Annotated in this window: 16 protein-coding genes; 7 read left to right on the top strand and 9 right to left on the bottom strand. The window is 71.0% G+C overall.

Annotated elements, in window-relative coordinates; genetic code table 11:
• Positions 1-55: 55 nt before the first annotated feature.
• Together ACFY16_RS06730 and ACFY16_RS06725 are read left to right on the top strand one after the other, a co-directional pair.
• Positions 56-742, top strand: coding sequence for a hypothetical protein (locus tag ACFY16_RS06730; protein WP_390645971.1), 687 nt, complete (start codon positions 56-58; stop codon positions 740-742).
• Positions 743-747: 5 nt separating this feature from the next.
• A complete protein-coding gene (locus ACFY16_RS06725) occupies positions 748-1,329 on the top strand; it encodes a hypothetical protein (protein WP_390645970.1) in 582 nt (193 codons plus the stop codon).
• Here the strand turns inward: ACFY16_RS06725 and ACFY16_RS06720 are convergent.
• Positions 1,318-1,761 (bottom strand): DUF1992 domain-containing protein, encoded by a 444-nt coding sequence (locus tag ACFY16_RS06720; RefSeq protein ID WP_390645969.1) that lies wholly within the window; start codon positions 1,759-1,761, stop codon positions 1,318-1,320. The two genes, ACFY16_RS06725 and ACFY16_RS06720, sit on opposite strands and share 12 nt — an antisense overlap.
• Positions 1,762-1,860: 99 nt before the next feature.
• Between ACFY16_RS06720 and ACFY16_RS06715 the strand changes: the two genes are divergently transcribed.
• Complete coding sequence (locus tag ACFY16_RS06715; protein WP_390645968.1) at positions 1,861-2,253, top strand: hypothetical protein; 393 nt, start codon at positions 1,861-1,863, stop codon at positions 2,251-2,253.
• Positions 2,254-2,271: 18 nt separating this feature from the next.
• On the opposite strand, the gene ACFY16_RS06710 is transcribed toward ACFY16_RS06715, so the two are convergent.
• Positions 2,272-2,952 carry an O-methyltransferase gene (locus ACFY16_RS06710; protein WP_390645967.1) on the bottom strand — a complete coding sequence of 227 codons (681 nt, stop codon included), beginning with the start codon at positions 2,950-2,952 and terminating at the stop codon, positions 2,272-2,274.
• Between the two features lie 279 nt (positions 2,953-3,231).
• Positions 3,232-4,602, bottom strand: a complete 1,371-nt coding sequence (proP, locus tag ACFY16_RS06705; RefSeq protein WP_390645966.1) for a glycine betaine/L-proline transporter ProP — start codon at positions 4,600-4,602, stop codon at positions 3,232-3,234.
• Positions 4,603-4,979: 377 nt separating this feature from the next.
• Between proP and ACFY16_RS06700 the strand changes: the two genes are divergently transcribed.
• Positions 4,980-7,067, top strand: a complete 2,088-nt coding sequence (locus ACFY16_RS06700; protein WP_390645965.1) for a bifunctional glycosyltransferase 87/phosphatase PAP2 family protein — start codon at positions 4,980-4,982, stop codon at positions 7,065-7,067.
• On the opposite strand, the gene ACFY16_RS06695 is transcribed toward ACFY16_RS06700, so the two are convergent.
• The 3 genes from ACFY16_RS06695 to ACFY16_RS06685 form a co-directional block, all read right to left on the bottom strand.
• The gene (locus ACFY16_RS06695) at positions 7,021-8,652 is read right to left on the bottom strand and encodes a hypothetical protein (protein ID WP_390645964.1); all 1,632 of its coding nucleotides are present in this window, start codon (positions 8,650-8,652) and stop codon (positions 7,021-7,023) included. The genes ACFY16_RS06700 and ACFY16_RS06695 overlap by 47 nt on opposite strands.
• A 139-nt stretch (positions 8,653-8,791) precedes the next feature.
• Positions 8,792-10,039, bottom strand: a complete 1,248-nt coding sequence (locus tag ACFY16_RS06690; RefSeq protein ID WP_390645963.1) for a cation:proton antiporter — start codon at positions 10,037-10,039, stop codon at positions 8,792-8,794.
• Positions 10,040-10,042: 3 nt separating this feature from the next.
• Positions 10,043-10,513 carry a cation:proton antiporter regulatory subunit gene (locus ACFY16_RS06685; RefSeq protein ID WP_390645962.1) on the bottom strand — a complete coding sequence of 157 codons (471 nt, stop codon included), beginning with the start codon at positions 10,511-10,513 and terminating at the stop codon, positions 10,043-10,045.
• Positions 10,514-10,807: 294 nt separating this feature from the next.
• Here ACFY16_RS06685 and ACFY16_RS06680 point away from each other — a divergent pair, with 294 nt between their 5' ends.
• Both ACFY16_RS06680 and ACFY16_RS06675 read left to right on the top strand, forming a co-directional pair.
• Positions 10,808-11,782 carry a HAMP domain-containing sensor histidine kinase gene (locus tag ACFY16_RS06680; RefSeq protein ID WP_390645961.1) on the top strand — a complete coding sequence of 325 codons (975 nt, stop codon included), beginning with the start codon at positions 10,808-10,810 and terminating at the stop codon, positions 11,780-11,782.
• Positions 11,779-12,432: a response regulator gene (locus ACFY16_RS06675; RefSeq protein WP_390645960.1), complete on the top strand. Its 654-nt coding sequence runs from the start codon at positions 11,779-11,781 to the stop codon at positions 12,430-12,432. The genes ACFY16_RS06680 and ACFY16_RS06675 overlap by 4 nt, the downstream gene beginning before the upstream one ends.
• 88 nt (positions 12,433-12,520) lie before the next feature.
• Here the strand turns inward: ACFY16_RS06675 and ACFY16_RS06670 are convergent, their stop codons facing one another.
• Positions 12,521-13,690 carry a steroid 3-ketoacyl-CoA thiolase gene (locus ACFY16_RS06670; protein WP_390645959.1) on the bottom strand — a complete coding sequence of 390 codons (1,170 nt, stop codon included), beginning with the start codon at positions 13,688-13,690 and terminating at the stop codon, positions 12,521-12,523.
• 226 nt (positions 13,691-13,916) lie between these two features.
• Between ACFY16_RS06670 and ACFY16_RS06665 the strand changes: the two genes are divergently transcribed.
• Complete coding sequence (locus tag ACFY16_RS06665) at positions 13,917-15,161, top strand: cytochrome P450 (protein ID WP_390645958.1); 1,245 nt, start codon at positions 13,917-13,919, stop codon at positions 15,159-15,161.
• A 106-nt stretch (positions 15,162-15,267) separates the two neighbouring features.
• Here ACFY16_RS06665 and ACFY16_RS06660 read toward each other — a convergent pair whose 3' ends face one another.
• Together ACFY16_RS06660 and ACFY16_RS06655 are read right to left on the bottom strand one after the other, a co-directional pair.
• A complete protein-coding gene (locus ACFY16_RS06660) occupies positions 15,268-15,954 on the bottom strand; it encodes a YoaK family protein (RefSeq protein ID WP_390645957.1) in 687 nt (228 codons plus the stop codon).
• 95 nt (positions 15,955-16,049) lie between these two features.
• The gene (locus ACFY16_RS06655) at positions 16,050-16,463 is read right to left on the bottom strand and encodes a transglycosylase SLT domain-containing protein (protein WP_390645956.1); all 414 of its coding nucleotides are present in this window, start codon (positions 16,461-16,463) and stop codon (positions 16,050-16,052) included.
• Positions 16,464-16,645 lie beyond the last annotated feature (182 nt).

The raw sequence follows: 16,645 nt of genomic DNA, 5'->3' as shown, positions 1-16,645 counted from the left end.
CCGGGTAACCCGGATCGAGAACCGGCCCGTTGGGCCGAGATTACGGAAGGCAACCATGTCCACAGGCGTGATGATCGCTCTGATCGTGATCGTGGTGGCCGTCGTCGCAGTGGCGGCCGCCCTGACCCTGCGGGCCCGAGGCTCGCGGAGCGGAGGGGGCCTGAAGCGGCGCTTCGGGCCCGAGTACGACCGGGCCGTGGCCGGGCACGACGGCGACGTGCAGGCGGCCGAACGGGAGCTGTCCGAGCGCGTGGAGCGGCATGGCGGGCTGCGCGAGCGGCCGCTGGAGCCGGCGGAACGCGAGCAGTACGAGGCCCGCTGGACGGCCGTCCAGGAACGCTTCGTCGACTCGCCGGCGGAGGCGGTCACCGAGGCCGACCGGCTACTCGCGGAGGTGGCCGGAGCCCGGGGCTTCCCGGACAGCGCGCAGTACGAGGAGCAGCTCGCCGCGCTCTCCGTGCACCACGCCGACCATGTGCAGGGCTACCGGCGCGTGCACCGTGCTGTCGCCGTGCGGACGAACGCCGGGGACGGCGGCACAGGCACCGAGGAGATGCGGGAGGCGCTGGTCGAGGCCCGCGGCCTTTTCGAGGACCTGATGGCCCCGGCCCGCCAGGACACCGGCCGGCACCGCGCGGGCCACGACTCCGGGCGGACCCCGGACGACCGGCGGCCCCCGGCCCGCTCCAACGGCCACGGCGCCCCGTGGGCGTTCACCAGGCGTCACGCGAAGGGGAGTTGAGCCACATGTCGGATGTGAAACGACCTGCGACCGGCGGTACGGGCACGGGTCCGGAGGAGCCGCGGCGCACCGACCCGTCGGCGTCGCGCGGCGCGGGCACGGAGGCGTCGCCCGGCACCCCCACCGAGCCGCCGGCCAGCGCGGGCGAGGCCGCCGTACGCGAGGGCAGGACGCGTGAGGGTGAGGCGCACGAGACGCCCGAGGCATACAAGGCACCTGAGACGGCCGAGACGCGCGAGGCACGCGAGGCGCCCGGTGCGGCGACGGCCGCCCGCTCCGACGACAAGGACCGAGGCCGCACCGCCGCCCTCCTCCCGCACGACGAGACAGACAAGCTCGCGCTCCGGCTCCAGCAAGCGGTCACCGGATTCGTCGACACGCCCCGAGGCTCCGTGGAGGAGGCCGACCACGTGCTCGAGGAGATCGCCTCCCGCGTCACGGACGCCGTGGCCCGGTGCCGCCGCACCCTGCGCATGTCCTGGCAGTCAACCGACGACGAAGGCACCTCGGCCGCCACCGACACAGAACAACTCCGCCTGGCCCTACGGGACTACCGCGAGCTCGCGGAGCGCCTGCTAAGCGTGTGACGAGCCCTGCTTCCCATCGCCCGCGCCATCCATCGCCCGGCGCTCCCGCCACTCCCGTACGACCTGCTCGACGTCGTACGGCTTCATGCCCAGCGGGGGGCCGGGCGGCGGCTTGAACATCATGTCGCGGATCTTGACGTTGACGTCGGTGAGGATCTTCCGGGCGATCCGCTCGGAGGGTGCCGCGTAGGCCGCCGCGAGGGCGTCCTCGGCCTCCTTGCGCAGGGCCAGCGCCGGAGGCAGGACCGAGAGACCCTCGCGGGCCATCTTCCGTTTGATCCACCACAGTTCGTCGTACGTCGTGTCCGTGCCCTCCGGCAGCGGCTTGCCCGCGCCCGTCAGGTGGGCGAACTCGCCACGCGCCTCGGCGTCGCGGATCTGCTTGTCGACCCAGGACTCGAACGGGACACCCGGTGGCTTTCGCTCGGTCATGAGTTCATTGTGCCGGACGCGGTAGGGCCGGGCGATTTAACATGCGGCGGCGGTGCGTCAACCAGGCTGCCGTACACAGACATTCCAGAAGGAGCGCACGTGCTCGAACTCACCATGGCCTCCGTCACCGGGACGGATGGCGGCGCCACGGCCGGCATGCTCATGGCCGACGCGCCCAGCGACCCGGGCGCCGTGCTGCGGGTGGGCCGGGACGCGTCCGTGTGCCGGCTAGCGGCGCCCGACGACTGGCTGTTCGTCTCGCGGGTCCACCTGGAGTTCCTGTGCGGACCCGAGGGCACCTGGCAGGTGTCGTGGCTGCGCGGCTCGCAGCCCGACCCGTCCTCCGAGGTGCGCGTGTTGACCGGGGAGTACGCCCAGCCCATCGCGTACGGCGGGAGCGTGCCGCTGCCGCTCGGCGGGTCCGGCGAGATCGTCATCCAGGACCGCACCGGCCCGCGCAGCGTCAACGTCGGCTTCTATCACGAGGCATAGCCCTCGCCGGGGGTGGCCCTAGTCGGTCTGCTCGAGCACCCGCGCCAGCGCGAAGCCGTCGTGGCCCTTGCTGCCGACCGTCTGGATCGCCGTGCCGCTCAGCCTCGGGTGGGCGGCGATCAGTTCGATGGCGGCCCGGGTGCCCTGGACGTCCGGTGCGGTGCTCTCCGCGTCGATCACACGGCCGCTCCGTACGACGTTGTCGACGATGACCAGGCTGCCCGCGCGCGTGAGCCGCAGCGCCCACTCCACGTAGCGCGCGTTGTTGGCCTTGTCGGCGTCGATGAAGACCAGGTCGAACGGGGGCGGGTTCTCGTCGGCGAGCTTGGGCAGCGACTCCAGGGCCGGGCCCACGCGCACCTCGACGATCTTGTCGAGGCCCGCGCGGGCGATGTTGCGGGTCGCGACCTCGGCGTGCCGGGCGCTGTACTCCAGCGAGACCAGGCGGCCGTCGGACGGGAGCGCACGGCCCAGCCAGATGGTGCTGTAGCCGCCGAGTGTGCCGATCTCCAGGATGGTGCGGGCCCCCTGGATCTGCGCCAGCAGCTGGAGCAGCTTGCCCTGCGGCGGCGTGACGGCGGCATGCGGGAGCCCGGCGGCCTCGCTGTCGCGCACGGCCGCCTGGAGGGCGTCGTCGTCCGGCGCGAGGTGGCTGGAGAAGTAGAAGTCGACGTCGTCCCAGAGCTGCGACCCGCTCATGCGTTCTACCTTTCGAATGCCTAGTTAGGGATGCTAACTAAGCCGCTGACGAATGTAGTCACAGACGGGTTCCCCGTCACCTGATTTCAGCGTCTCCGATTGGCTTGGTGATCACCAGTGCTGCCGCTCGGAGATGCGCACCAATTTTCCTTCGGGTCCGCGTCGGCGGCCGTCGCCGCCCGCCGGCGGCCACGTGCCGGGGTCCCCGCCGCGCGGGGTGGACCCCGCCGGCCCGCGGGCGCGCCCGTGCCGGGGCGACCGCGGGCCGGTGGGTGGCGGTTACGCCGCCCGTTCCACCGCCGGCGCCGAACCCGGCAGCGGGCGGCCCGCCGACTCCGCCATGTACCAGACCGCGACGCCGCCGATCAGGGCCGCCGCCATCATGTAGTACGCGGGCATCATCAGGTTCCCGGTGGCGCCGATGAGGGCGGTCACCACCAGCGGGGTCGTGCCGCCGAAGAGCGACACCGACACGTTGAAGCCGATGGACAGCGAGCCGTAGCGGACGCGCGTCGGGAACAGGGAGGGCAGTGCCGCCGGCATCGCGGCCGTGAAGCAGACCAGGAGCAGGCCCAGCGCGCCCATGCCGAGGGCGACCGCGAGCAGGCTGCCCTGGCGGATCAGCAGCAGGGCCGGGATCGACAGGAACAGGAAGCCCGCGCAACCGGCCGCGATCACCGGGCGGCGGCCGATCCGGTCGGTCAGCGCGCCGGCGAAGGGCTGCACGATCATCATCAGTGTCATCACGCCCAGCACCACCAGCAGGCCGTGCGTCTCGTCGTACTTGAGCTCACTGGTCAGGTAGCTCGGCATGTACGACAGGAGCATGTAGTCGGTGACGTTGAAGACCAGCACGAGGCCCATGCACAGCAGCAGCGCCTTCCACTGGCCCGTGACCATCTCGCGCAGCGGTACCTTCGGGCGGCTCGCCTCGGCCTTCTCGACCTCCGCCCGGAACGCCGGGGTCTCCTCCAGTCGCATCCGCAGGTAGAGGCCGATGATGCCCATTGGGCCCGCGATCAGGAACGGGATCCGCCAGCCCCAGGACACCAGGTCCGCGGAGGAGAGCAGCGCGGTCATGAGGGTCACCAGACCCGCGCCGCCGATGTATCCGGCCAGCGTGCCGAACTCCAGCCAGCTGCCCAGGAAGCCGCGCCGCTTGTCGGGCGCGTACTCGGCGATGAAGGTGGACGCGCCCGCGTACTCGCCGCCGGTCGAGAAGCCCTGCACCAGGCGGGCGGCGAGGAGCAGCAGCGGTGCGCCCACGCCGATCGTCGCGTACGACGGGATCAGGCCGATCGCGAACGTGCCCGCCGCCATCATGATCATGGTCAGGGCGAGGACCTTCTGTCGGCCGATGCGGTCGCCGAGCGGCCCGAAGACCATGCCGCCCAGCGGGCGGACCAGGAAGGCCGCGGCGAAGGCGCCGAACGTGGACAGCAGCTGGGCGGTCGGGTTGCCCGACGGGAAGAAGACCTTGCCCAGGGTGACCGCGATGTAGCTGTAGACACCGAAGTCGAACCATTCCATCGCGTTGCCGAGCGCGGCGGCCTTCACGGCACGCCTGACGAGGGCGGGGTCGGTGGTGGTGACCTCACGGGTGGTGCGGGTCGTGGGGGCCGGGGGAGCGGCGACTGTGGCAGCCGACAAAACCTCGCTCGCCTACCTTTCGACGGGGACAGGGAAGCAGCCCGGAGAGCGGGCCGAAAATCGACCATACGAGCCTTTGCTCCGCTCACCTGCTGTACGCAAGTGACTGCATAGAGCACATAAAGGGCGTGTACGCAGGCACGCAAGCCCGCCTCCGGACGCTTCCCGCGGCCTCGCTTTGTGATCCTTGTCGCGCCCCGCGGGCGCAACCGCACCGCCCGCGCACTATCGTCATTCGGACAAAAGGCGAGCGGACGTCAGGTGAAGCGGGGGTTGCCTGCGTCTCTCCCCGGGGGTGGTGCGAGCCTCATATGGTTCGCAGAGGGAACCCGACGTATGAGACGCGTGGGACGAACGGGGCGGGAGGCCGACGAGGCGTGGCGAATGCGGAGCACACCGGGCGACCGGCGGAAGCGTTCGGAGCGACGGACGCGGGCGCGGCCAGAGCACGGCTGAGCGCGGCGCGCCTCGGCCTCTGGATGATCGCGGCGATCCTCGCGGTACGGCAGCTGGCCGTCGTCCTGAGCACCCCGCGCGGAGAACGGCTGACGTACCTGGAGACCTGGATCGGCCCCGACGGCGTCCTGCACGTCACGGGCTCCCTCTACGACTCCACGCGCTTCACCGGCACCCCCTTCGGCGGACTCGTCCTCAAGCCCCTCACCAGGGCCGCCGAACAGGCCCTCGGCTGGGGCTGGACCTTCGGCACACTCCTGCTGGTCGTCGCCCTCGGCCTGGTCGCCGCCCGCGCCCTGCCGCAGCCGGTGAACAGACGGACCTCCCTGCTCGCGGCCCCGGTCGCGGTCAGCCTGCTCATGCTGTCGCTGCCGGTGCGCAACACCCTCTGGCTGGGCCAGACCAGCATCATCCCGGTGCTGCTCGTCCTGCTCGGCTGCTTCGCCGTACGCGGTGAGAAGGCGAGCGGCGTACTGATCGGCCTCGCCGCCGCCCTCCAGCCGACCGTGCTGCTCTTCGCGCCCCTGCTCTGGTTCACCGGCCGCCGCCGCGCCGCCCTCTCCGCCGGCGTCACCTTCGCCGTCTCCACGGCTGCCGCATGGGCCGCGATGCCGCACGACTCGTACACCTACTGGGTCCACCACATGGCGGGCGCCGGCCTCGGCGGACAGGCCGACGCCCTCGCCAACCAGTCCCTGCACGGCGCCCTGCTCCGCCTCGGCATGACGGGCCCCCTGGAGATCGGCGTGTTCCTGGTGCTGGGCGTGGCCGTGGCGGCCCTCGGCCTGCGCCGCGCCGTCCGCTACGCCCACGACGGCCAGCTCCTCCTCGCCGTCGCCGTCACCGGCTGCGCGGCCATCGCCGTCTCCCCGACGACCTGGCAGCACCAGTTGCTGTGGGTACTGCTCGCGGTGGTGGGCCGGGTGGGCAAGCGCGCCTCCGACCGCTATGTGTGGCCGGTCGCCGTACTTCTCGTGATGACCCTCCCGGCGAAGATGATGCTGCCGAACATGGCAGTCGTGTACCCGCTGCGCGACAACGTGGTCCTGCTGGCCGCCCTCGCCGCGGCCACCGTCATCCCCTTCCTCTCCCGGACCTCTCCGCACTACCGGGCGCCGATCCCCACGGAGTACGCCCCGCCGGTCCCGGCCCTCGCTCCGAGCCCTGACGGCCCGGGAGGTACGCCCGGGCGGCGCCTTCCGCTGCTGCCCTTCCTCCGCCGGGTCCTGACCCGTCCGAACCTCCTCCTGGAACTCCTCCTCCTCCGGGTCACGTACGCCGCCTACCAGCAGGTCCGCCTCGCGGCGACCGGCGGCAGCAACTCGGCGGGCCGGGCGAGGGCGGAGGAGCACGGCCGCGAGGTGCTCTCTCTCGAACGCTTCCTCCACATCGACATCGAGCACGCGATCAACCACGCGGTCGTCAAGGTCGACTGGATCCGGAACTTCTTCGACTTCTACTACGAGTCGTTCCACTTCGTCGTCCCGCTGACCGTCCTCGGCGTCCTGTACTGGCGCCGCCCCGTCGACTACCGCTGGGCCCGCTCGTCCCTCGGCTTCGCCACGCTGCTCGCCCTGGTCGGCTTCTGGCTCTACCCGCTGGCCCCGCCGCGCCTGCTCCCCGGCCTCGGCATCATCGACACGGTCCACGGCGTCCAGGACTTCTCCAAGCCGGACTACGGCACGTTGACGGCCCTGACCAACCAGTACGCGGCGATGCCCTCGTTGCACTTCGGCTGGTCCCTGTGGTGCGGGCTCGTCATCGCGATCGTCGCGCCGAAGTGGTGGATGAAGGCCCTGGGCCTGCTGCACCCGTTCTTCACCGTCTCGGCGATCGTCGCGACCGGCAACCACTGGGTGCTGGACGCGGTCGGCGGCGCGACGGTGGTCGGCGCGGGCTTCGGCCTGTCGTACGTGTTCCAGGGACCGCGGGCAAGGACGGTGACGGCTGCTGCCGCCGGCGTCAGCAGTTCGGTGCCGGTGCCGGAGAAGGACCGTACTCCGAGCTGATCCGGTACTCGCCGGGCGCGGGGACGGTGAGCCGGGTGAACTCGCCGTCCCGGGCGAGGCACCCTCCGTCGGTCTCCAGCCACGGCGAATAGGCGATCCGCACGGTCACCGCACCGGCCCGCGACGCCCGCACCACGACATCCGCGCTCGTCGTCCGTACGACGGTGCCGGGCGCGGAGACGAGCGGCACGGCGTCACGCACCCGGTACACCCGCCAGTGTTCGTCCTGCCAGACGGGTTCGAGCCAGTCGGGCCGCTGGTTCCCGCCCACGAGTCGGGCCTCGTCCTTCGCGTATCCGTCGGGCTGTCCGAGAGGCAGTACGACGAACCCGACCGCCCACCTGTCCAGCCAGGCCCGGTAGGTGGTGGCGGAGAAGGTGCCGTCGTAGAACAGCCGGGCGCGCTCCATGTCCAACTGCCGGTTCCAGCCGCGGGCGAGATTGACGTGCGGGGCGAGTTCGGCGGCCTCGCGGTGGTTGCGGGCCGGGACGGCCTCGACGCGTGCGCGTCCGGCGCCGAGCCCTTCCAGCGCGTCGACGACGGGCTGCGGCTCGGCGGCCCACGCCGGAACAGCGGTCGACACTTCCAGATCGTCGACGGTCTTCTTGCCGACCCAGGCGACGGAGAAGACCAGAGCGACGACGAGGAGATTGCGGACGAGGCGCCGGAGGCGGGGCGCGGTCAGGAGCGCCGCCAGCAGCACGGCCGGCGCGAACAGCTCCGCGAACCGCTCGACGTTCGTACCGACGGGGGAGGAGACGAGGTACGCGAGCACGGTCCCGGCCGCGTAGACGGCCCCGCTCCAGCGGGCGACCTGCCAGGCGCGGGGCGCGAGTACGGCGACGGCGAGACCGAGGGCGACGGGCGGCCAGATCCGGGCCGCGGGCATCAGCTGCTCGCCGGTGAAGGGAAAGAGGAGGGTCGTGGCGCCGACGACGGCTGCGGGCGGAGCGAGGAGGGGGAGCGCGCGCTTCCAGTCCCGTACGCAGAGGAATCCGGACCCGACGACGGCCAGGAACAGCCCGGCCACCGGGCTGGCCATGGTCGCGAGCGTCGCGTACACCCCGGCCGGCACGGCCCGCCGCTCCCCCGTCAGCAGCACACAGGCCGCCAGCCCGAGAGCCACCCCGAGCGCGAACGTCGTACGTCCCGAGGCCACGTTGCACCACAGCGCGAGCGACGCGAGCAGGGCGGGCCCGAGGGGTGCGCCGACCGGAGCGCGCCGGATCAGCACGGCCGCCAGCCAGGTGGCGGCGATCCCCGAGACGACGGTGACCGTCCGCACGCCGAACGCGGCCATCAGATACGGCGATATCAGGCTGTAGTTGGCGGTGTGCATCCCGCCGTACCAGAAGAGGTTGTACGCGGATCTCCCGTGCCGGGCCGCGAAGTCCGCCCACGCTTCCTGCGCGGCCAGATCCCCGCCGCCCGTGGCGAGGAACGCCCACCAGATCGCGTAGAGGGGCAGGGCGGGGAGCGTGGCCAGGAGCGGGATGCGTTGGCGGGTCCACAGGGAGCGGAAGGGGCGGTTCCGCGGGGTGGGCGCGTGGGCTTGCCGGACCAGGGTTTGTTCGGCTGGGATCACAGGGGTGAAGACGTGGGACGGGGCGGGAACGTTGTGTGGCGGCTGAGGATGGCAGGCATCTGTGTGCCTCCAGAGGTGATCAGGGCGGCGATCACCAGCGCAGTGTCCTGTCTGGTGATCGCCGCCCGGCTGTCCTCACTCAGGCGGGGCCGACAGGGCCTTGCTCCTGGACCGTCTTCGCGGACTCCGCCGCGGAGGACCCCGCTGCGCAGCGCGGCTCCGACGGGGCGCGACGCCGGGCGATCAAGGCGGCGGCCGGTTCGGTGAAGCGGGCGGTGAGCGGGCCGAGGACCACGAGAATCAGCACGTAGGCGGTGGCCAGCGGGCCGAGTGACGGCTCGATGCCGGCGGTGACGGCGAGTCCGGCGATGACGATGGAGAACTCGCCCCGTGCGACCAGAGTGCCGCCGGCCCGCCAGCGGCCCTTGGTTCCCACCCCGGCCCGCTTCGCGGCCCAGTACCCGGTTGCGATCTTCGTCAGGGCGGTGACGACCGCCAGCAGGAGGGCGGGCAGCAGGACCGGCGGGATGCTGGCCGGGTCGGTGTGCAGGCCGAAGAAGACGAAGAAGACGGCGGCGAAGAGGTCCCTCAGTGGCGCGAGCAGGTTGTGCGCGCCCTCGGCGACCTCGCCGGACAGGGCAATGCCCACCAGGAACGCGCCCACGGCGGCCGAGACCTGGAGCTGCTGGGCGACCCCCGCGACGAGCAGGGTCAGGCCGAGGACGACCAGCAGCAGCTTCTCGGGGTCCTCGCTCGAGACGAAGCGGGAGATGTGCCGTCCGTAGCGCACCGCCGTCAGCAGGACCAGCCCGGCGACGCCGAGGGCGATCGCCAGGGTGACGCTGCCCGCCGCCAGGCCGGACCCGGCCAGCAGGGCGGTGACGATCGGCAGATAGACGGCCATGGAGAGGTCTTCCAGGACCAGGATGCTCAGGATGACCGGGGTTTCACGGTTGCCGAGCCGCCCGAGGTCGCCGAGTACCTTGGCGATCACACCGGAGGACGAGATCCAGGTCACCCCGGCCAGCACGACCGCGGCGACCGGCCCCCAGCCCAGCAACAGCGCCATCGCGGCGCCGGGCAGGGCGTTCAGGGCGGCGTCGACGAGGCCTGACCGGTACTGGGTCTTGAGGTTGGAGACCAGGTCGCTGGCGGTGTATTCCAGGCCGAGCATGAGCAGCAGCAGTATCACGCCGATCTCGGCGCCGATCGCGACGAACTCCTCGCTGGTGCCCAGCGGCAGCAGCCCGCCCTCACCGAAGGCGAGCCCGGCCAGCAGATAGAGGGGGATGGGGGAGAACTGCATGCGTCCGGCGAGCCGGCCGAGCAGACCGAGGCCGAGGATGATCGCGCCGAACTCGATCAGGAAGGTGGCTGAGGAGTGCATCGGTCATTCCCGTCCGAGTATCGCCGCGGCCGCCTCCACACCCTCGCGGGTGCCGATCACGATGAGGGTGTCGCCGCCGGCCAGCCGGAAGTCCGGGGTCGGCGAGGGGATCGCCTGTGCCCGCCGCAGCACAGCGACGATGGAGGCGCCGGTCTCGGTCCGCATCCTGGTCTCGCCGAGGACACGCCCGTTCCAGTACGAGACCGCGGACAGCTCGATCCGCTCGGCCACCAGTCCCAGATCGGTCGTGGACAGCAGGCTCGGGCTGTGGTGGGACGGTGTCAGCGCGTGGATCAGCGAGGCGGCCTCCGGCTCGGTCAGACGCAGTGATTGCGCGCATGCGTCCGGGTCGTCGGCCCGGTAGACGTTCACGGTCCGGGTCCCGTCCCGATGAGCGATCACCGACAGATGGCGATGCTCCCGCGTCGTGAGGTCGTACTGGACACCGATTCCCGGCAAGGGCGTGGTGCTCATCCGAGAAGCAGGCACGACCCCTCCCTCCCTTTTCGTCGCGACGGTGGTGCGGCGCACGGCGGATCACCGGCGGAGATCACTGGTCGTGATCACTGATGGTCCGGCGCGGCAAAGGCCCATGTTGCCAGTCGCGAACAGGCCGGGGATATGGGTGTCAGCACGGATGGACGCGGCGCGCCCGCAGCGGTCAGAGTGGGGCGGGGCAGTCCGCAGGTCGGACCCTTGAAACGGGGGCGGACCGGCGGTGGCAGGAGACAGTGGAGGTGAGGACCACCAGGAAAGGAACACCCGATCATGACGCTGTACTGGCGGATCTTCCTCTTCAACGCCGTGGTGCTCGTCGTCGCGGTTCTCCTGCTCCTGGGCCCGGTCACCGTCTCCACCCCGGTGCTGTTCGGCGAGGCACTGATTCTGATCGCCGGGCTGGTGGTGATGCTGATCGCGAATGCCGTCCTGCTGCGGATCGGACTCGCACCGCTGGCCCGTCTGACCCGGGCCATGGCCACCGCCGATCTCCTCAGGCCCGGCAGCCGCGCGATCGTCAGCGGACCCGGCGAGATCTCCGAACTCACCGAGACCTTCAACGCCATGCTCGCCCGGCTCGAGGCCGAACGGGCCACCAGCTCGGGCAGGGCCCTCTCCGCGCAGGAAGCCGAACGACAGCGCATCGCCCAGGAACTTCACGACGAGGTCGGACAGACCCTCACCGCCGTCCTCCTCCAGCTCAAGCACGCGGCCGACCAGGCCCCTCGGTCCGTGCGGGCCGACCTCCGTCAGGCGCAGGAGACCACCCGCGCGGGCCTGGACGAGATCCGCCGCATCGCCCGCCGCCTGCGCCCCGGTGTGCTGGAGGAACTCGGCCTGCACTCCGCCCTGCGCGCCCTGACGACCGAGTTCACGACCTCCAGTACGAGCGCGACCGCGTACATCACCCCTGGTCTGCCCCACCTCGACCCGGCGACCGAACTCGTCCTCTACCGCATCGCCCAGGAAGGGCTCACCAACTCCGCCCGCCACGCCCGCGCCACCCGAGTCGAAGTCCACCTGCGCCCCCTGCCGGACGCCGGGGTGGGACTGCTGGTCCGCGACAACGGCCAGGGCATCGGGGCGGCGCCCGAAGGCGCCGGCATCAGCGGCATGCGGGAACGCGCCCTCCTCATAGGCGCCGACCTCGACATCGGCCAAGGCCCACACGGCGGAACCGAGATACGCCTGCGCGTGACCGGCGGCAAGGCCGTCGACCGCGGCACCCAGGAGAACGTGCGATGACTGAACCGGCCCGCATCCTGCTCGCCGACGACCACGCCCTGGTCCGTCGTGGTGTCCGCCTCATCCTCGATGCCGAGCCGGACCTGACCGTCGTGGCCGAGGCAGCCGACGGTGCCGAAGCCGTCGTCGAGGCCCGGGGCAACGACATCGACCTGGCCATCCTCGACATCGCGATGCCCCGCCAGACCGGTCTGCAGGCCGCCCGTCAGCTCTCCCGTCTCCGCCCCGGCCTGCGCATCCTGATGCTGACGATGTACGACAACGAGCAGTACTTCTTCGAAGCGCTCAAGGCGGGAGCCTCCGGCTACGTCCCCAAGTCCGTCGCCGACCGCGACCTGGTCGAAGCCTGCCGTGCCGCCCTGCGCGACGAACCCTTCATCTACCCCGGTGCCGAGACCACGCTCATCCGCACCTACCTCGACCGCGTGCGAACGGGCGACCGGCTGCCCGCGCGGCCCATCACCGAACGCGAAGAGGAAATCCTCAAACTCGTCGCCGAGGGACACTCATCCAAGGAGATCGCCCTCCTCCTCGTGATCAGTGTCAAGACGGTCGAACGCCACCGCGCCAACCTGCTCCAGAAACTCGGCTTGCGCGACCGCCTGGAACTCACCCGCTACGCCATCCGCGTCGGCCTCATCGAGCCGTAGACCGACCGGCCACCCCAGGCCTCACGGGCCTGCTGCTCGCCATCGCGCCCGCCCGCAGCCCTTGCCGCGTTCGTGTCGGGGCCGGCGGCTACAACCGCTGGATGATCGTGCCGGTGGCCAGCCCGCCGCCCGCGCACATCGTGATGAGGGCGAACTCCTTGTCGCCGCGCTCCAGTTCATGGAGCGCGGTGGTGATCAGCCGGGCCCCGGTCGCGCCCACCGGATGACCCAGGGCGATCGCACCGCCGTTGACGTTGACCTTCGCGAGGTCCTGTTCGAAGACCTGGGCCCAGCTCAACACCACCGAGGCGAAGGCCTCGTTGATCTCGACGAGGTCGATGTCCTTCAGGGACATGCCCGCCTTGCCCAGGACGGCCTTTGTGGCGTCGATGGGCCCGTCCAGGTGGAAGTGCGGGTCCGCGCCCACCAGTGCCTGGGCGACGATCCGCGCCCTCGGCCTCAGCTTCAGCGCCCGTGCCATCCGCTTCGACGCCCACATGATGGCTGCCGCGCCGTCGGAGATCTGGGACGAGTTGCCCGCCGTGTGGACCGCCGTCGGCATGATCGGCTTGAGGACGGACAGGGCCTCCATGGTCGTGTCGCGCAGGCCCTCGTCCTTGTCCACCAGGCGCCACATGCCCTGGCCCGCCCGCTGCTCGTCCTCCGTCGTCGGTACCTGCACCGCGAACGTCTCCCGCTTGAAGCGTTCCTCCGACCAGGCGATCGCGGCCCGTTCCTGGGAGAGCAGGCCGAGGGAGTCGACGTTCTCGCGGGTCAGGGAGCGGTGGCGGGCGATGCGTTCCGCCGCCTCGAACTGGTTCGGGAGGTCGACGTTCCACTCGTCCGGGAACGGCTTTCCGGGGCCGTGTTTCGAGCCTGAGCCCAGCGGGACGCGGGACATCGACTCGACGCCGCACGAGATGCCCACGTCGATCACGCCCGCCGCGATCATGTTGGCCGTCATGTGGCTCGCCTGCTGCGAGGAGCCGCACTGACAGTCGACCGTCGTCGCCGCCGTCTCGTAGGGCAGGCCCACGGTCAGCCAGGCGGTGCGCGCGGGGTTCATGGACTGTTCGCCGGCGTGGGTCACCGTGCCGCCGACGATCTGCTCGACGCAGTCGGAGGGGATGCCGGTGCGGCCGAGGAGTTCGCGGTAGGTCTCGCCCAGGAGGTAGGCGGGGTGCAGATTGGCGAGCGCGCCGCCGCGCTTGCCGATGGGGGTGCGTACGGCTTCGACGATCACGGGTTCGGCGGCCATGGGTGCGGGGTCCTCTCCTCCGAACTGATACGTGTTCTAGTTCTGTGTGCAGTCTGCGGACGAGGCGTCCGCCGCCGCAAGGGTCTTGCAGACTCCGAAGTCGGGATCTGCACGAATTCCGCACCTGATTCGGGGCGTCGTACCCCTTGCTACTTGTAGAACCCGTTACTACCTTCGCGGCAGCTCTATTCCTGATGGGTCGTCAGATGGCTGGAGTGAGTTGCCGATGCCCTGTCCAGCGCTTCCCGACGGGTTCGATTTCACTGACCCCGATCTGCTGCAACACCGCGTGCCGCTCCCGGAGTTCGCCGAGCTGCGCCGGGCCGAGCCGGTCCGCTGGATCCCGCAAGCGTCCAACGTCGCAGGTTTCCAGGACGAGGGGTACTGGGCGGTCACCCGGCATGCGGACGTCAAGTACGTCTCCACGCACCCGGAGATCTTCTCCTCCTACCTCAACACCGCGATCATCCGCTTCAACGAGCACATCGAGCGCGACGCGATCGACGCGCAGCGGCTGATCCTGCTCAACATGGACCCGCCCGAGCACACCCGCGTGCGCCAGATCATCCAGCGCGTCTTCACTCCGCGCGCCATCCGCGCCCTGGAGGACAATCTGCGCACCCGTGCGGAGGCGATAGCGGCGAACGCGCGCAACCGCTCCGGGCCCTTCGACTTCGTCACCGAGGTCGCCTGCGAGCTGCCCCTCCAGGCCATCGCCGAACTCATCGGCATCCCGCAGGACGACCGCGCCAAGATCTTCGACTGGTCCAACAAGATGATCTCGTACGACGACCCCGAGTACGCGATCACCGAGGAGGTCGGCCAGGAATCGGCCACGGAGCTCATCGCGTACGCGATGAACATGGCCGCCGCCCGCAAGCAGTGCCCGGCCAAGGACATCGTCACCACGCTGGTGGCGGCGGAGGACCAGGGAAACCTCGGCTCCGACGAGTTCGGCTTCTTCGTGCTGATGCTGGCCGTCGCCGGCAACGAGACGACCCGTAACGCCATCACCCACGGCATGCACGCCTTCCTCACCCACCCCGAGCAGTGGGAGCTGTACAAGCGGGAGCGTCCGGCGACGGCGGCCGAGGAGATCGTGCGCTGGGCCACCCCCGTCAACTCCTTCCAGCGGACCGCCACGCAGGACACGGAGCTCGGCGGCAAGCTGATCAAGAAGGGGGACCGGGTCGGCATCTTCTACGCCTCCGCCAACCACGACCCCGAGGTGTTCGACCACCCCGACGCCTTCGACGTCACCCGCGATCCCAATCCCCACCTCGGCTTCGGCGGCGGCGGGCCGCACTACTGCCTCGGCAAGTCCCTCGCCGTCCTGGAGATCGACCTCATCTTCAACGCCATCGCCGACGCCATGCCCGGCCTGCGCCTGACCGGCGACCCGCGCCGGCTGCGCTCCGCCTGGATCAACGGGGTGAAGGAACTGCCGGTCAGCACGGCCGGCACGGTCTGAGCGGACGGTGCTCGATCGGCGATCGATCACCGTCCGCCCGTCCCGAGGGAGGCAGGAGCAACCCCGTCCCTTACGCCCCGCCCCTGCCTCCCCCGAGACGCATCCCCTACTCGCGCCCCGAGGCCGTCACCGCCAGCACCCCCGTCATCGCCGCCGCGACCAGCAGCGGGACGCCCAGCCCGTGGTGCAGTACCAGCCATGCCCCGAGCAGCGCGCCCGCCGCCATCGTGACCACCGCCGCGGCGCGGCGCGGAGCGCCCCGGCCCGAGCCGCCCGCGGTGCGGGAGTCGGCGGCCAGCCCGGTCAGTGTCATCGTCAGTACGGTCGTCGTCGTCAGGGCCGACACGTCCAGCTTGCGGACGGCCGCGTTGCGCATGCCCATCGCGAAGGCCGTGAGGGCGATGAGTGTGTACGTGGTACCCGCGGTGCCCGGTGCGGCGAAGGCGACCGCGGCGGCCGCGCCCACCAGGGCCGCTTCGGTGGCCAGTGTCAGCCGGGTCCAGGTCCGGCGCGAGCAGTCGCCCACCCGTCGTGCGACGCGTCCTCCGGCCACCGCGCCCGCGACGAAGGAGACGAGCGAGGTCGCCGTGTGCGGCACCGAGAAGCCCGGTGCCCCGGCCGCGGCGAAGCCGAGGACGACGACATTGCCGGTCATGTTGGCGGTGAAGACCTGGCCGAGGCCCAGGTAGGCCACGGCGTCGATCAGCCCGCTCACCACGGTCAGGATGAGGAGCACGGCCACCAGGGGCAGGCCACGCGCCTCGGGATCGTACGTCTCGGACTCCGTCGTCACCGCTTCAGTGGACCACGGGCAGGCGGGAAAAGGGTGAAGGCGGCGGCCCCGGGGATCGGGGGCCGCCGCCTTCACGTGCGGTGCGGGAGGGTGGCTCAGTACCAGCCGTTGGCCTGCCAGAAGTTCCAGGCGGCGGCCGGGCTGCCGTAACGGGAGTTCATGTAGTCCAGGCCCCACTTGATCTGGGTGGCCGGGTTGGTCTTCCAGTCGGAGCCCGCGGAGGCCATCTTCGAGGCGGGCAGCGCCTGGACCAGGCCGTAGGCGCCGGAGGAGGAGTTGGTGGCCTTGTGGTTCCAACCGCTCTCGTGCGACACGATGTTGCTGAAGGCCTTGAACTGCGCGGCGTCCGGGATCATCTTGTGCGCGATCGCCTGGGCCGAGGAAGCAGACGTGGTGGCCGCCTGGGCCGGAGCCGCGGACAGGGCCATACCGGCGGTGGCGGCGGCCACGGCGGCGATGGTGAGGGCCTTCTTCGGGCTGGCGATGCGGCGGATGACGGAGACGGACACGGAGAACCTTTTTCTTCGGGGACAGTGGGTCACCCACCTGCCGGAACCACGCGGTGCGCGGCGGGGGCATGTGTCGGCGCCGGGGCCCTGTGGGCTTGTCGGCGCCTGGCGACGTCCTCTACAGAAGCAGGCTCGAGGGCCGTCCGCAATGACCCCCTTTACTAGTGGTGGTCGCATATGAG

The organism is Streptomyces sp. NPDC001315, from assembly GCF_042896175.1.
Classification (GTDB): domain Bacteria; phylum Actinomycetota; class Actinomycetes; order Streptomycetales; family Streptomycetaceae; genus Streptomyces.
This window is presented reverse-complemented; position numbering and strand designations above follow the sequence as displayed.

Excerpts from the sequence above, each read along its gene's own strand:
- ACFY16_RS06680 (WP_390645961.1), top strand. The coding sequence starts at position 10,808 with ATGACGCTGTACTGGCGGATCTTCCTCTTCAACGCCGTGGTGCTCGTC.
- ACFY16_RS06725 (WP_390645970.1), top strand. The coding sequence starts at position 748 with ATGTCGGATGTGAAACGACCTGCGACCGGCGGTACGGGCACGGGTCCG.
- ACFY16_RS06730 (WP_390645971.1), top strand. The coding sequence starts at position 56 with ATGTCCACAGGCGTGATGATCGCTCTGATCGTGATCGTGGTGGCCGTC.
- ACFY16_RS06670 (WP_390645959.1), bottom strand. The coding sequence starts at position 13,690 with ATGGCCGCCGAACCCGTGATCGTCGAAGCCGTACGCACCCCCATCGGC.
- ACFY16_RS06720 (WP_390645969.1), bottom strand. The coding sequence starts at position 1,761 with ATGACCGAGCGAAAGCCACCGGGTGTCCCGTTCGAGTCCTGGGTCGAC.
- ACFY16_RS06675 (WP_390645960.1), top strand. The coding sequence starts at position 11,779 with ATGACTGAACCGGCCCGCATCCTGCTCGCCGACGACCACGCCCTGGTC.
- ACFY16_RS06690 (WP_390645963.1), bottom strand. The coding sequence starts at position 10,039 with ATGCACTCCTCAGCCACCTTCCTGATCGAGTTCGGCGCGATCATCCTC.
- ACFY16_RS06665 (WP_390645958.1), top strand. The coding sequence starts at position 13,917 with ATGCCCTGTCCAGCGCTTCCCGACGGGTTCGATTTCACTGACCCCGAT.
- ACFY16_RS06685 (WP_390645962.1), bottom strand. The coding sequence starts at position 10,513 with ATGAGCACCACGCCCTTGCCGGGAATCGGTGTCCAGTACGACCTCACG.
- ACFY16_RS06710 (WP_390645967.1), bottom strand. The coding sequence starts at position 2,952 with ATGAGCGGGTCGCAGCTCTGGGACGACGTCGACTTCTACTTCTCCAGC.